The organism is Aquimarina aggregata, assembly GCF_001632745.1.
In the GTDB taxonomy this organism is placed as follows: Bacteria; Bacteroidota; Bacteroidia; order Flavobacteriales; family Flavobacteriaceae; genus Aquimarina; species Aquimarina aggregata.
The window spans coordinates 221,081-237,476 of sequence record NZ_LQRT01000058.1; the positions used below are offsets into that span (position 1 = coordinate 221,081).

Sequence of the window (16,396 nt, forward strand, 5' to 3'; positions counted from 1 at the left end):
TTAGTTCATTGTTTATAAATTAAAACGTCTATGAATACAGTCAAACGATCAATCAAAATTTCAATAATACTACTTGTTTCTCTTGTAGTTATGTCTTGTTCTAATACAGAAGAAACAAAAACACCGCCCATACCTGATCAGGATTTTAATGAAGATTGGCTCTTTTTTAAAGGGAGTGTTGATAGTGGAGAAAATGTAACATTAGATGATTCTAATTGGCGAAAACTAACACTACCACATGATTGGGCAATCGAAGGACCTTTTAAAAAAGGAAGTGATTTAAGAACAGGTGGACTGCCAGTTCATGGCGTGGGTTGGTATCGGAAACATTTTAATATAGATAAATCTCATCAGAATAAACAGATTTCAATAGAGTTTGATGGTGCAATGAATAACAGCAAAGTTTGGCTTAATGGCACGTATATTGGTGAAAGGCCATTTGGGTATATAGGATTCGAATTTGATTTAACGCCTTATATTAATTTCGGAGGAGATAATGTTATTGCTGTGCAATTATCTCCAGAAGATTTATCTTCAAGATGGTATCCCGGTGCAGGTATTTATAGAAATGTACGCTTAAAACTAAATAATGCAATTCATATCCCTCAGTGGGGGACATATATAACCACTCCTAAAGTAACGGATCAACAAGCTACGGTTAACGTAGAAACAACAATTAAAAATGCAAATTCCTCTACAGCAGAAGTAGTTCTTGAGACTACGCTAAAAGATAAAAATGGAAAAATTGTCGGTGCTGTTTCTGTGCCTTTAACCATAAATGAATCTTCAGAAAAGAATGTAGAACAATCTATCAAAGTTATAAATCCTGAGAGATGGGATATTAAATCACCAACACTATACACTGCGATAAGCAAAGTTTTAGTTAATGGTCAAGAAGTAGATGTATTTACTAGTGAATTTGGTATTAGAACTATAAGTTTTGATGCCAATGATGGGTTTATTCTAAATGGAAATAAAGTTGAACTTAATGGTGTTTGTATGCATCATGATCAAGGACCTTTAGGAACGGCCATTAATTACAGAGCAAAAGAACGTCAGATGCAAATTATGCAAAGTATGGGAGTGAATGCCTTAAGAACGAGTCATAATCCTCCTTCTCCAGAACTATTACAAGTTTGTGATCGACTGGGGATTGTTGTAATTGTTGAGGCTTTTGACGAATGGAAAAAAGGAAAAGTTCCAAATGGATATAATAAACATTTTGATAAGTGGCATGAAAAAGATTTAAGAGATATGATCCGAAGAGATCATAATCACCCATCTGTAATTATGTGGAGTATAGGAAATGAAATACTAGAGCAAAGTGAAAAGGATGGTTGGAAATTGACAAAACACCTTAATGATATTTGTCATGACCAAGACCCGACAAGACCTACTACTATTGGGTTTAATTATTATCCAGCTCCTTTTGTAAATAAACTTGCATATCAAGTAGATGTGGTTGGAATGAACTATTGGCCATTAAGTTATAAGGAAATAAAAGAACAAAACCCTGATATCATTCTTTATGGTTCAGAAACATCATCTTTGACTAGTAGTCGAGGAGTATATCATCACCCTATCGAAGCAGAATTTCAAAAAGAAACACATCATGTTTCTAGTTATGATGCAATTGTTGGTCCACCATGGGCTTATCCCCCAGATGCAGAATTCGATGCACAAGAACAAAACCCATTTTCTTTAGGTGAATTTATGTGGACAGGTTTTGATTACTTAGGAGAGCCAACACCATATGCAGGAAAAGATAATAGTACGCACGGGCGATGGACTTTGGACTGGCCATCTCGATCATCTTATTTTGCTCCTGTAGATTTAGCTGGTTTTCCTAAAGACAGATATTATTTGTATCAAAGTCAATGGACAGCAGAACCTATGGTACACGTTTTACCACACTGGAATTGGGAAGGTAAAGAAGGAAAAACTATACCTGTATATGCATACACCAATTGTGATGAGGTAGAGTTAATCGTAAATGGTAAATCATTAGGAAGAAAAGTAAAGGGAGTAGATACAACAGATATTCCTGCAGAATTTCATGATTTTAAAAAGGGAATGTATACCTCTAAATATCGTTTATCATGGAACGTACCTTATCATCCTGGCAGTATAAAAGTAATAGGATATAAAAATGGTAAGGCTGTTGCCGAAAAAGAAATTAAAACAGCGCAATCTCCTGCAAAAGTGGAATTGTTAGCCGATAGAAATGAAATTAATGCCGATGGAAAAGATTTATCTTTTATTACGGTTAAAATACAAGATAAATTTGATGCCCTTTGCCCTACGGCTACAAATAAAGTAAATTTTAAAGTTACAGGAGAAGGCACTCTTGTTGCAGTGGGAAATGGTGATCAAACAGCCATAACTTCTTTTCAAGCAAATTATAGAGATACTTTTAGTGGTCTATGTTTAGTAGTTGTAAAATCAACAAAAAAAGCCGGAGAAATTAAAATTGAAGCTACTTCTGATGGTTTAGAATCAAATACTATTATTGTCAAAACTAAATAAGATGTTCTTAATATTACAACATGACATACGTAAAGACAAAAATCGATTTGCTAATTTATCTAATACTTGTTAATAGTACAATTTTTAGTGTATTAGGTCAACAAAAATCCCCAAATTTCATTTTTATTTTAACCGATGATCAACCCTATGGTTACATGGGGTGTACTGGAAATCCTATTGTAGAAACTCCTAATTTAGATCTTTTGGCAAATGAGGGCGTCTTGTTTGATAATGCGCATGTTACTAGTGCCATTTGTACACCTAGTAGAATCTCTATTTTATTAAGTCAATATGAAAGAAAACATGCTGTGAATTTTAATTCTGGGACTAGTGTTTCTGAAGAAGCATGGGAAAATTCATACCCTGTAATCATGAAAAATGCAGGTTATTATACCGGTTGGATAGGCAAAAATCATGCACCTGTTGGTAATGGAGGATATCAAAGTGGAGTGATGGAGAAGAGTTTTGACTATTGGTATGCCGGTCATGGACATTTGTCGTTTTATCCGAAAGATAGACACAAGATTTTTCATAAAGCACAATCAGATACCCAAAATGAAATTATTGCAGAAGGAGTTATAGATTTTTTAGACATAAATAAAAGAAAGTTAGAAGGAGCCGTTCATTTCTTAGATAGTAGACCAGAAAATAAACCATTTTTACTATCTATTAACTTTAATTTGCCCCATGGTGCAAGCACCAGTACGATGAAGTTAAAAGATACCGATGACGATATATATAAAACCCTTTATAGAGATGTAGAGATTCCTTTACCCCAAAATTATATTGCAAAAAAAGATATTAAAACACCAAAACTACCATCAGATCTATATAAAGTAGAAAACAGGCAAACAGGATATGATTATGTAGATAACCCTGAAGATTTAAAAGAGAGATATATTCGACAACTTCAGGCCATGACAGGTATTGATCGCCTGATTGGTCATCTAGTAAAAAAGCTTAAAGACTTAAAATTAGATGATAATACAGTACTTGTTTTTACTTCAGATCATGGATTGTTTATGGGAGAACAAGGTATAGGAGGTAAAGCTTTATGTTACGAAAAAACAACACATGTACCTTTGCTTGTGGTTCAACCATCATTAAAAAATAAGAATAAAGGAAGAAGAACTAATGCCCTTGTGCAAACTATAGATATTGCTCCAACCATGTTGGCTATGGCAGGAATAGAAATTCCAGAGTCTTTTCAAGGAAAAGATATTTCTAATTTGATTCGGGGAGATAAAAAAGAGGTTAGAGAATATGTATTTACAGAAAATTTATGGTCTACTCAATTTGGTAACCCCAGATGTGAAGCAGTACAAAATAAAGAGTGGAAATATATAAGATACTATGATAACAATACTTTTCCTGCCAATAAAAAAATTGAAATAGCTAAAGAACTAGGGATTGATATTAATAAAATGTTGTATAAAGTGAATGATAGAGATATTCCTATTTATCGCAACTTTATAGAATCCCCCTTAAAAGGAGAGCAACCTGTTTTTGAAGAATTATATCATTTAAAAAATGACCCCCAAGAGCTTCATAATTTAATTGATGAAGAAGAACACAAAATTGTTTTGAAAAAATTAAAAGAAGCCTGGAAAGCAGAGATAAAAAATGCTCGTGGATCAGGATCTCATAAAGTGGTCAGATATACTCATGATAGTCAATCCGAAATAAAATATAAAAACATAAAAAAATAGTAATGAGAAATGTATTAGCTATTTGGATTGTAGGTTTTTAGATGATAAGGAAATTATAGGCGAAGTAGACTATGTACAATATTATATTTTTTTATCAGATTCTGTTTGTGATTTTAAAACCTATAGAAAAATAGGTAAAATTTAAATCAAAGTTCAAGACCCTACTTATGTCATTATTTTAGGAAGGAAAAATAATTTCAACATTAAATACAACAAGAAAATGAAGAATAAAAAATACCTGTTTATACTTCTTATATTAATACTATATGGTTGTAAAAAAGAAGTTTCGGTAGAGAAACTTGAACAAACAAACAACAATAAGCCTAATATTATTTTAATTCTTACAGATGATCAAGGCTGGGCTGATGTTGGCTTTAATGGAGGAACTGATATTCCAACATCAAACTTGGACAGACTTGCTGCAGAAGGAGTTGTTTTTTCTAACGGATATGTATCTCATCCGTATTGTAGTCCTTCAAGAGCTGGTTTACTAACTGGACGTTATCAAGCTCGTTTTGGGCATGATTGTAATATGCCATATGAAGGAAATAATGATGCTTCAGTTGGTACACCTCTTTCAGAAAAAATGATTTCAGAAGCTTTAAAAGAAAATGGATACAGAACAAGTGCTATCGGAAAATGGCACGTAGGAGATCATCCTGATTTACATCCTACATCGCAAGGATTTGATCATTGGTTTGGTTTCCCAGGAGGAGGGATGAACTATTGGGGAATTTCAAAAGGTGCTTTAAACACAATTTATCGTAATGGTAAAAAAGTTCCAGAAGAAGAATTATCATATCTAACCGATGATTTTACAGATGAAGCTATTGATTTTATTACTAAAAAAGACAAAAACCCTTTCTTTATTTATCTTGCGTACAATGCACCTCATACTCCCGACCACGCAACAGCAAAATATTTAAAAAATACTAAGCATATAGAATACGGAAATAGAAATGTATATGCAGCTATGGTAAATGCTGTAGATGTAGGTGTAGGAAGAATTGATTCTACCTTAGTGGCAAACGGAATTAAAGAGAATACTATCGTTGTTTTTTTAAGTGATAATGGAGGACGTTTAAATGCCGATAACAGACCAAATCGCGGGCATAAGGGAATGCTATTTGAAGGAGGGATCAAAGTGCCATTTTTTATAACATGGCCAGAGAAACTAGAACCTAATCAAAAATATAAAAAACCAATTAGTTCTCTTGATTTGTTTCCTACGTTCTTAGAAGCGGCGCAACTGGATGTCTCAAACGAAAAACAATTAGACGGTACGAGCTTACTACCCTATATTTTAGAAAAAAAGAAAACTAATCCGCATGAGATATTGTTTTGGCGATCTGTAGGTGGTTTTGAATATGCAGTTAGAAAAGGGAATTTTAAGTTATATAAAAGTGCATACAAAAAGAAGACTTTGTTATTTGACTTAGAAAAAGATAGTTATGAACGACATGATATTTCTGATGAGAATCCAGAGATAATAGCAAATTTAGAGTTAGAATATAAGAAATGGGATGCCAAAAACATTGCTCCTGGTTGGTTAGATCCACATGCAGAGAATGTATTACTTGAAGAAGAAAGATTGCAAAGTATTCTACAAAAATCGATCAAAAATAATTAAAGAAGTGATGACCAAATGGTTTAATTAAATAAAGAGATTCAAATTAGAAGAACTAATTAATGATAATGTTCTAAGTTATTGAAACAAAGAAAACAACGAGATGAGAATAATCATATTAACAGCACTGCTAGTAAGTTTACATGTATCCCTAATAGCAAAAGATTATAATGTATTAGACTATGGTGCAAAAGGGGATGGGGTTACAAAAGACACTAAGGCAGTTCAATTAGCAATAGATACTGCTGCAAAAAATGGAGGAGGTAAAGTGATAATTCCTGCTGGCAAAAAAGTTGTGATCGGAACCATATTTTTAAAAGATTTTATAACGCTTCATATTGAAAATGGTGCTGTTTTATTAGGGAGCCCTAATATTGAAGATTATTCTGATAAGACACATAAAAACATGTATAAAAACGAACCACATATGGATCGATGCTTAATTTATGCAAATGAAGTAAAATCTATCGCTATAGAGGGGTACGGAACTATAGATGGCAACGGGCATCCAAATAATTTTAATAATAAAACAGGGAGACCAATGTTAATTCGATTAATGAATAGTAAAGATATTCATTTAAGAGATGTAACAATTATAAACCCTGCAGCTTGGACTTCAGCGTTTTTATATTGCAATGAGATCAATGTAGATGGAATTAAGATTCATAGCCGAGTAAATCATAATGGTGATGGATTAGATTTTGACGGTTGCTCAAACGTAAGAGTTTCAAATAGTTCATTTAATACTAGTGATGATTCTATCTGTTTACAAGCATCACAACCTAATATTCCTTGCAAAAATATAGTAGTCACAAATTGCACTTTTGAAAGTAAATGGGCAGGTATGAGGATTGGTCTTCTTTCTAGAGGAAACTTTGAATCGGTAACAGTAAGTAATTGTACGTTTAGTAATATCGATGATTCAGGTTTAAAAATACAAATGAACGAAGGTGGAGAAATGAAAAATATGGTATTCTCAAACTTAATTATGAAAAATGTTCCCAGACCTATTTTTATGACTTTTGCGCAGCAAAAAGCGTGTGTAGACGCTCCTGAAGAAATGTACCCTATGAAAGCTATGCATAATTTTATTTTTAAAAATATGGTGATAGATAATAGTCAAATAGATAAAAATTCAGCATTATTCATAACAGGTATAACAGGGCATTACATCGAAAATATTATACTTAAAGATATACAGATGACTGTTAGCGGTGGCGGTACAGAAAAAGATGCCCAGAAGAATGATATCAAAGAATATACATTAGATGTGCTAGATGGCTGGTGGCCCGAATTTCATTTAGTAGGAACATTGCCATCTTATGGAGTCTATGCACGACATGTAAAAGGATTATATCTTGAAAATATTCACTTAAAAACGGTATCTAATGATAAGCGATCTCCTATTATTTTTAATGATGTTATTGATGCTGAAGTGCACAATATTTTTACAAATAGAAAACGTGTTTCAGAAAAAGAAATAATAAAAAACTAATGAAAATGTATACAAGAGTTTTAGTATTGGCGATTATTTTGATGATGCTTTCTTGTTCATCAAAATCAGGTGATTTTGATGTTCGAGATTATGGAGCCGTTGGAGATAGCTTGAAGATAAATACCGTATTTATACAAAAAGCAATTGATGCATGTCATAAAAATGGAGGAGGAACTGTAGTAATTAAAGATGGTATATATATTTCGGGAACCATTTTACTAAAAGATAAAGTAACTCTACAAATTGAACAGAATGCAACATTGTTAGGAAGTTCAAATCCTTTAGATTACCAAAGTATAGATACTTTTGTCGATGCTACCGGACAGGAACGAGGAAATTGCCTTATTGGTGGTATAAGACTATCCGATGTTAGTATTATTGGTGATGGCATAATAGACGGAAACGGGGCGGCATTTACTTATGAAAATATCGTGGCTAAAAAGAAAGAATTAAAAATCAATCCTAACGATAAGAAATTTGGAATAAATCGCCCTTTTTTACTGCGGTTCGTGAATTCCTCTAATGTAAAGATAAAGGATATAAGATTGCGACAACCGGCAGCTTGGACATGTCATTTTTATCAGTCTCATGATATAATAGTTGATAATGTATCTATCTATAGCCATGCAAATCAAAATAACGATGGGATTGATCTGGATTCGAGTTTTAATGTTGAAATAAAAAACTGTACAATTGATACAGGAGATGATGCTGTTTGTTTTAAGACAACCAGCCCATTGCCTACGCATCATATAAAAGTTCAAAATTGTAATCTAAAAAGTGAATGGGGAGCTTTAAAATTTGGTACAGAATCTATGGGAGATTTTTATAATATCGAGATAAATGATTGTCAAATTAATGATACTAGAGGAGGAGGAATTAAAATTCTAAGTGTAGATGGAGCTAATATTCATGATATCCAAATCGAAAATATAAACATGAACAATGTGGATATGCCCATTTTTATTAGATTAGGAGAACGTCTGCGTACCTATAGAAATGCAGATAAACAAACCGTAGGTTCAATAAGTAAAATTTCTATTAAAAATGTGATTGCTACCACCAGAAATATAAAAGAATCAAGAATTTCACCGCCTACTGGTATTTTTATGACAGGAACTCCTGATCATAAAATAGGAAAAGTAACACTTGAAAATATAGCAATTACACTCCCAGGTAAAGGACTTATTTCAGATTTAAAAGAAGTTAGTGAACAAATTGACAAATATCCTGAATATAGTTTTTTTGAAGTACTACCTGCCTATGGGATTTATGGTCGACATATAGAAGATCTTAATATGTCGGGAGTACAATTTGATATAAAAACAAAAGACGAAAGAAAATCTATTGTTTTACAAGATGTAGTAACCAGCACTAATGATACTTTGAAAATAAAATAAAATGAAGAAGAAAAACTTAAGGTACTTACAATCGATAACCAAACTATTGTTTTTTCTTTCGTTCTATGCAACTATTGCACAAAATACTTCTACAGCTTCTGAAGAAAAACCTAACGTTTTGATTATATATACTGATGATCATCGATACACAGGGGTGCATGCTTTGGGAAATCAAGAAGTCGAAACTCCTAATATGGATAGCTTGGTAAAAGATGGTATCTCTTTTTCTAACACTTATTTGATGGGAGCTTTTTCTGGTGCTACCTGTGTACCTAGTAGAGCGATGTTATTATCAGGAAGAAACCTTTTTCAGCTAGAAGGACAAGGGCATGTTATTCCAAAATCTCATACTACTATTGGGGAAACTTTTAAAAAAGCGGGCTATTATACTCATATAGTAGGCAAGTGGCATCAAGATAATAATTCTTTAGTACGTTCATTTGATTCTGGTGATAAGATTATGGGACGTGGTTTATACCTAACAGATCATTTTAGAATGCCTTTGTGGGATTGGGATAAGGAAGGAAAGTTTAGTAAAGATGATGCTTACCTTTTAGTATATGATAAAGAAGGAAAAGTAATTAGAAGATCATTGAATGATCAAGATAAAAAAGGACCTTTTGGTACAGAGGATATAGGGCCCCATACTTCGGAAATTTTTGCTAAAAGCGCATCACAATTTATTTCACAATACGATAAAGAACAGCCTTTTTTGATGTATTTAGCATTTCATGCACCACATGATCCACGTCAAGCTCCAGATGCGTACAAAAAAATATATGATGTAAATCGTATAAAATTACCTCCGTCATATATGTTACAGCATCCATTTGATAATGGACATATGGTATTAAGGGACGAAGAATTAGCACCTTGGCCAAGAACCAAACAAGTGGTTCAACAACAATTAGCAGATTATTATGCCATAATTTCACACTTAGATGCACAAATTGGTAGTGTAATTAAAACATTAAAAGAAAGTGGTAATTATAATAATACGTTAATCATTCTTGCAGGAGATAGCGGTCTAGCAGTTGGAAACCACGGTTTAATAGGTAAACAAAATATTTATGATGAAGATGGTGTTCATGTACCTTTAATTCTAGCGGGTGGAGTTATAAAAAATAAAGGAAGTACGATAGAGGCATATAACTATATTCATGATATTTTTCCTACAATTTGCGAAATTACCAAAACACCAATACCCAGTTCTGTTACAGGAAAAAGTTTATTAGCCGTAATGAAAGAACCAAGAAAGAAACATAGAGTATATACATATCATGCATATAAACAGTTTCAGCGAGCTTATAGAAAAGGAGATTATAAGTTGATAGAATATGTTAGAGCAAAAGATTTTACCAAGGCTAGAGGTGAGTTTGAAACAGGATCTAGAGTAACTCAACTTTTTAATATAAAGAAAGACCCATGGGAGGTTATAGATCTGTCTTTTCAACCTGAATATAAAGTTATATTGCATCAAATGCGAAATGAAATGAAGACAGAATCGATAAGATTGGGTGATAAAAAAGAAAATATTTGGGGAGAGAAATATGATTTTTGGGACTATTACTAAAATATTATATTAAACAATTACGCAAAAATTTATTTTTGAGATTTTTGCGTAATTGCATTTGTTTTGTATAGTGTTAATCTTTTAAAATTAACCAATTAAGGTTTGCAATCTTATCTGCTCCCCACATGGATTTAAAGACTACTACAATATTTTGCATGCCTGTAACTTTTTCTTTTACATCCACTTCCATAGTTTCCCATGTGTTCCAACCTCCGGTAAAATGTACAGGGAATTCAGCAATTAATTTACCTTTAGGATTGTCTAGTCGTACTTCAAAACTTCCTTTTCTTTGTCCGCAAGCAAAACGTGCAGCAATAGTTTTTGCTTGACCATTACCAAAATCAACATCATTAAATTTAACTTGTCCCATCATTTTTGTATCGCATACCATCCACCCTTTAGGTTCGTTCCCATCAACAAAAGCAGTTTTAGCTCCTTTTATCTCATTATAGCGATCTATCTGAATGGTGTCTCCTATAGTTGGTTTGGTTATCCCTCTTAGTGTTGGTTTTACTTTTTTGATTGTTCCGTCCTTCTTAAATTCCATGTAATCTGCGCGCATAGAGCGTAATCTACTGTATCCGCTTATTTCCCACCAATGATAAAATAAAATCCACTTTCCCTTGTATTGTACTATAGAGTGATGATTAGTTCCATTTCCTATATTATCCATGATTTTACCACGATAGGTAAAAGGACCAAGAGGATTTTTACTAGTTGCATAGCCAATAGTGTATCCTTCTTCTGGAAAAACATGAGCAAATGTGTAGTAATAGGTTCCATTATACTTAAAAGGAAAAGACCCTTCTTTATAACTAGAAGGTAATCCTTCTACTTTAATCGGTTCTCCTTCAATTTCTTTCATGTTATCTTTTAGCTTAGCAACATAAATATCATCACCACCTCCATAATATAAATATGCTTTTCCATCGTCGTCTAAAAGTAGTCCTGGATCAATACCTTTAACACCTGCTATGTAATTTTTTTCCCATTTAAATGGTCCAGCTGGATTTTTTGATGTTCCTACGCCGATTCGTCTAAAAAATGACCCATCTTCGGGTTGAGCAGGGTAGTAGTAGTAGTAAGTGTCACCTTTTTTTATACAATCAGGCGCCCACATGCCTAATGAATTTTTTTTACCCCAAGGAACCTCATTCTGATCAAGAATTTTTCCGTGATCTTTCCATGTGGCACCATTTTCTAATGAAAAAATGTGATAATCTGGCATACAGAATTTTGGAGCATTTTCTTCAGAAACAGGTACAATATCATGAGATGGATAAATATATAATTTGTCGTCGAAGACCCTAGCAGTTGGATCTGCGGTATACATGTGTGTTACTAGTGGGTTTTGCGCAAATGTATAAATAGAGATAAGGCAAAATATAATACTATATTTTTTCATAAGATAAAATTTCTAATCTATTAATTTAATATGATCACTAAATTCTGATTTGAAACTAAACTCTGTAGCTACAGATGTTTGTATTTATAGAACATATGTGTTATACCATATGTTTAAATAAGAGAGTGTAGGCATCAAAAAAGGTTTAATTTATACTAATTTCGTAAAAAGAATGTCTAAATATAAAATGCGAAACTTTTAGTAACAAAAAAAGACTGTCTTTTCAGACAGCCTTTTTATTATTATGTTGAAGATTTAGACTAAGTTATGTTTATTCTATAACTAGTTTATGTTGTATTTTAATATCTTCTCCTTGTAGATCTAATAGGTAAATACCTTTAGGTAATCCTTGTAGATCAATTGATTTTTGAGTAGTGTTTTCTATATCTGCCGAATGAACAACCCTGCCGCTCATATCTGTGATTATGGCTGTGGCATTTTTAATATTTTTATTAAAATCGATTGTGAAGATTCCATTGTTAGGATTTGGATACAGAGCTACTTTCAAATCAGCATTCTCTTTAAGCGGTCCTATAAATTGACTACGGGCTGAACTAATAGTAGAGAACTGCCAATGTTGATTTTGATTTCCATTGCTGGAAGACCATAAATAGAGATTTTGACCATTGGCACCACCATTACCACCATCTATAGAAAATCCAGAAGCATTTCTTTTTTCTAGTCTGAATTTCCCATTACCTACATTTACTTTTCTCCAGTGTTGGTTTTGGTTGTTGTTTGAGCAGGTCCAAAGATATACATTTTGACCATTGCTACCGCCATTGCCACCATCAAGGCAGAAGTTGGTATTATTCTTTTGGTATGAATAATATCCGTTTCCTCGATTAATCTCTACCCATTGCTGATTAACATTACCATTGCTAGCAGACCATAAATATACATTTTGACCATTTGCTCCACCGACATTACCATCTATACCAAAGTTAGTTGCATTTCCTTTTCTTAGTGCAACAATAGTATTGTTTCCTCCACCAGGATTACCGCCACCTACATTTCCACCAGTAAAGATACGAACCCAGTCAACTTCTAAAGCAGGAAAGTTTTGTCCAGGTCTCGCGGCATTTGCAGCCGTTGGGTTATCAGGTTGTTCTGGATCTGCATTTATTGTATGTGGACTTGTAGAGAAAATTAGCCCCAAAGGATTATTCTCTGCAGCTGCATCACCTGGTTGGGCAGAAGACATATATTTTACGCCATCATAATAAAAAGACAATTCATTTGGTGTCCATAATATTCCCCAACGGTGCCATTCAAATGGATTTCTGTTTAATACATTGTTTGCACTTGTGGTTGTACTAGAAACTCCATTAATATTTCTTTTTCCTCTATAATGATGGGAAGAAGTAGCTCTGTTATTGAAGAATTTTTGAGAGAATCCACTATACTCCATGACATCAATTTCGGTAGTGGTTTCACCATTTACACGATTTCCCCAAATCCACCATGTTGGCCAAACAGATCCATTGGGATTCCACTGGATACGAACTCTAGCTTCATAGAAACCATATTTAATATTGCCTGGACCAGCAAATTTTTGCTTAGAAGTAATCCAACCTCCTTTAATGATCCCATTATTGGTATACGTGTTTTTTAATTTGAGTGTACCATTATTTACAACAACTTGGTCTCTAGTAAAAACGCCATTTGTTCGAATAAACCATCTGTTCTCATTGAGGCTATTGCCATTAAACTCATCAGCATATACTACATTCCATCCAGATCCGGGTGGTTGAGCAAATGTTATCATCGGGTATATCATAAGACATAATATACCAATAAGTGTTTTTGTGTTTAATTGTTTCATTTGTTTGTGTTTTAAATATTAAGTTTTCTTAAGAGTTCAGTTTTGATCCAATTGCTTATCATGTTTTGATAAAAAGTCTGTTATAAATTAATGAATCAGCACATTGTTTTGAAACTAAAATATGAGAGTCAAGTATCTTATTAGATTTGAATAAATTTATATCATTTTTCAGGCATAAAACCAGATAAGCATACTTGAACAAACACCTCCTGAATCTGATAATTCGAAGGTGTTTATTAAGTATAATTGCTTTATTCGATGACTAGTTTATCTTGTAAGTTTAAATCTTTGCCTTGCAAATTGAGTATATAAATACCACGTGGCATTCCTTGTATATTTATGGATTGACTAGTTGTATTTTCTATAACTTCTCGATATACGATTCTTCCAGTAATATCAGTTAATACAACAGATACATTACTAGTTTTTTGGTTAAAATCGATATTGAAATTTCCTTTTGATGGATTTGGATAAATTTTTATTTGACTTACTGTTGTTTCTTTTGAAGGGGCAATAAATTCGCTTTTGCCTGAAACATTTCTGAATACAAATCCATCTATGTTAAATAAATATGGGCCGGCACCTTTGTGAATAAGACGAACTGTTTTTACTCCTGCATTAATAAATATGTTTCCTGTTGAAACTTTTTTATAGTCATTCCAATTGTTAGTTTTTGGAACATCTAATTTTCCCAATGTATTTCCGTTAATAGTAAAATCTATAGTACCTCCACTACCACCAGAAGAAGCATACACATCTATAGCATATGTCCCAGCAGCTGGAACATCAATATAGTGCTCGGACCATGAGTTGTTTCTAATATACCCAAGCGCTTTTTTATTATTTGGGATATTTACTACTCTTACTTCATTAGATAAAGCTTTATAATTTTCGGCTTCAAGTGTTCCTGGAATTTTAACCACAGTTCCATTGCCGCCGCCATTATTCCCACCACCATTATTTCCGCCACCAGCGTTACCTCCTTGCCATACTCTTACAGATCTAATTTGAAAAGAAGGAAGGATATCAGATACTTTTGGAGCAAATCTTGGTGGAGTATCTGGATGCGTTACTACATGTGGACTTGAAGAAAAAATTAATTTTAAAGGCACATTTTCTTTTGCTGCATCTTCAGGACGATCAGAAGACCCATAAGGTACTCCATCATAATAGAAGGTAACTCGTGTAGGAGTCCATAGCATTCCCCATTTGTGCCAATTAAATTCGTCTCTTGGTGAATTTTTATCAGTAATAGCAAATTTTTTGGCACCACCAGGTCCAATAGAAGCTTTGTTTCTGTAGTGGTGAGAACTAGTTGCATTGCCATTAGCTTTAAAATTAGTCCATCTACTATATTCCATGATATCAAATTCGGTAGGGATGTAATTGCTTTGTCCCCCTTCCCATAGCCACCATGTAGGCCATATTTTTCCACCTATCCAATTGAAGTTAATTCCTTGGCGATTTATTCTAATGTCGGCTTCAAAATATCCATATTTAGGAAAAGCTCCACCATTTCCAAATTTTATTTTGGAATCTACCCATCCACCTCTTCTTCCGGCTGTTCCTGAGCTAACAAGATTGTTTTTTATGGTCAAAATGCCATTAGCCACACTTACCATATTAGCTTTAAACTGTCCTTCTCCATCTCCATTACCGTTGTTGTTCTTTACTCTCCACTTACTAGTGTCTAAAGAATTACCGTTAAAATCATCTTGAAATACCGGGTTTCCCCAGCCATTACCGGGCGGTTGTCCAAATGTTAAAATCGGATATACTATAAAACATAATATACCAATAAGTGTTTTTGTGTTTAAGTATTTCATTTGTTTGTGTTTAAAAGTGTGTTTATGCCCAGTTAAGACATAATGTGTTTATACGTTAATTAAAAATATTACTATAGGTTTTAAGAGTTGTTTGATAATATATAGTGGTAAATAATTTTAACGAAAACGTTTTCGTAAAAGACAAAACGACTCCCATTAACACATTAAAATAATGCGAAAACTTCTAAAAATATGTATTAAATTTAATGTAAGCTTCTTCCTGTCGGAAGTGTTTTGTAGATCTACGTATTTATTAAATAATTAAGCTTAGTTTATATTTTTATAGATACAATATAATGAAATAAATTATGTTAAAGGCTTGTAAAATAGAATATTGTACTAGTAAGTATGGATTATTATATTAAATGTAATAAATACATTAATTCGTTGTAAATATTGCAAACATTTTTGCGAATTAAACATTTTTTTTAAGCGTTTTTTACCAAAAAATCACTCAAATTACTAACGTTTTGGAGATTTGATAAACGCCCCCAGTTTTAAACGGCTGACTTTATACTATTATCTTCCTGAGTTTTGATTTTTTAATGAATTTTATTCCTTCTTCTAGTGCTCTATAAGATCAAATGGTATTTGCAAAAATATAAGTTTCTTGACTCATATTCTCATCGTAATTATAGAGGCGCTCTTCTAGTTATAAATTGATCATTTCATATTAACATGATCATTCTTGAATACTTTTCTCGCCACTATTTTATAGCTGATATTCCAGAATAGAATATTTCCTAGCTGTATTTTAGACTATTAAAATAAGAATTACATTTATACTATTAATATTATCGGGTATTACTCTGGATTTTTAGAATATACATATCAACTACAATAATCAAAATAATACTAGGAAGTTTGTTAGGAATACGCTTACTATGATTTTTCTTTACCTGTTTGCTAACGCAAGAAAATAAAAAGAACAGACAATACTACATAGTAATATCAACAAAGATATCTTGCAAGTTTTTATTAAAGTTGATTTTATATATGTTTATCTATAT

At 32.8% G+C, this 16,396-nt stretch carries 9 protein-coding genes; 6 read left to right on the forward strand and 3 right to left on the reverse strand.

The window, feature by feature from the left end:
- Nucleotides 1–30 precede the first annotated feature (30 nt).
- The 6 genes from galB to AWE51_RS24205 all read left to right on the forward strand — a co-directional run bounded on the left by galB (nucleotide 31) and on the right by AWE51_RS24205 (nucleotide 10,330).
- Nucleotides 31–2,526, forward strand: coding sequence for a beta-galactosidase GalB (gene galB, locus AWE51_RS24180; protein ID WP_066319429.1), 2,496 nt, complete (start codon nucleotides 31–33; stop codon nucleotides 2,524–2,526).
- Nucleotides 2,527–2,546: 20 nt separating this feature from the next.
- Entirely contained in the window at nucleotides 2,547–4,235 is a 1,689-nt protein-coding gene (locus AWE51_RS24185) for a sulfatase-like hydrolase/transferase (RefSeq protein WP_066319431.1), read from the forward strand.
- 220 nt (nucleotides 4,236–4,455) lie between these two features.
- Complete coding sequence (locus AWE51_RS24190; protein WP_066319433.1) at nucleotides 4,456–5,865, forward strand: sulfatase-like hydrolase/transferase; 1,410 nt, start codon at nucleotides 4,456–4,458, stop codon at nucleotides 5,863–5,865.
- 100 nt (nucleotides 5,866–5,965) lie between these two features.
- A complete protein-coding gene (locus AWE51_RS24195; RefSeq protein WP_066319436.1) occupies nucleotides 5,966–7,357 on the forward strand; it encodes a glycoside hydrolase family 28 protein in 1,392 nt (463 codons plus the stop codon).
- A 5-nt stretch (nucleotides 7,358–7,362) separates the two neighbouring features.
- Nucleotides 7,363–8,757 carry a glycoside hydrolase family 28 protein gene (locus AWE51_RS24200; RefSeq protein WP_066319699.1) on the forward strand — a complete coding sequence of 465 codons (1,395 nt, stop codon included), beginning with the start codon at nucleotides 7,363–7,365 and terminating at the stop codon, nucleotides 8,755–8,757.
- Nucleotide 8,758: 1 nt separating this feature from the next.
- Nucleotides 8,759–10,330, forward strand: coding sequence for a sulfatase-like hydrolase/transferase (locus AWE51_RS24205; protein ID WP_066319439.1), 1,572 nt, complete (start codon nucleotides 8,759–8,761; stop codon nucleotides 10,328–10,330).
- Between the two features lie 73 nt (nucleotides 10,331–10,403).
- On the opposite strand, the gene AWE51_RS24210 is transcribed toward AWE51_RS24205, so the two are convergent.
- The 3 genes from AWE51_RS24210 to AWE51_RS24220 all read right to left on the reverse strand — a co-directional run bounded on the left by AWE51_RS24210 (nucleotide 10,404) and on the right by AWE51_RS24220 (nucleotide 15,386).
- Nucleotides 10,404–11,735 (reverse strand): family 43 glycosylhydrolase, encoded by a 1,332-nt coding sequence (locus AWE51_RS24210; protein ID WP_066319443.1) that lies wholly within the window; start codon nucleotides 11,733–11,735, stop codon nucleotides 10,404–10,406.
- 271 nt (nucleotides 11,736–12,006) lie between these two features.
- Complete coding sequence (locus AWE51_RS24215; protein WP_066319446.1) at nucleotides 12,007–13,560, reverse strand: RICIN domain-containing protein; 1,554 nt, start codon at nucleotides 13,558–13,560, stop codon at nucleotides 12,007–12,009.
- A gap of 251 nt (nucleotides 13,561–13,811) precedes the next feature.
- Nucleotides 13,812–15,386, reverse strand: a complete 1,575-nt coding sequence (locus tag AWE51_RS24220) for a carbohydrate-binding protein (protein WP_066319448.1) — start codon at nucleotides 15,384–15,386, stop codon at nucleotides 13,812–13,814.
- Nucleotides 15,387–16,396: the final 1,010 nt, after the last annotated feature.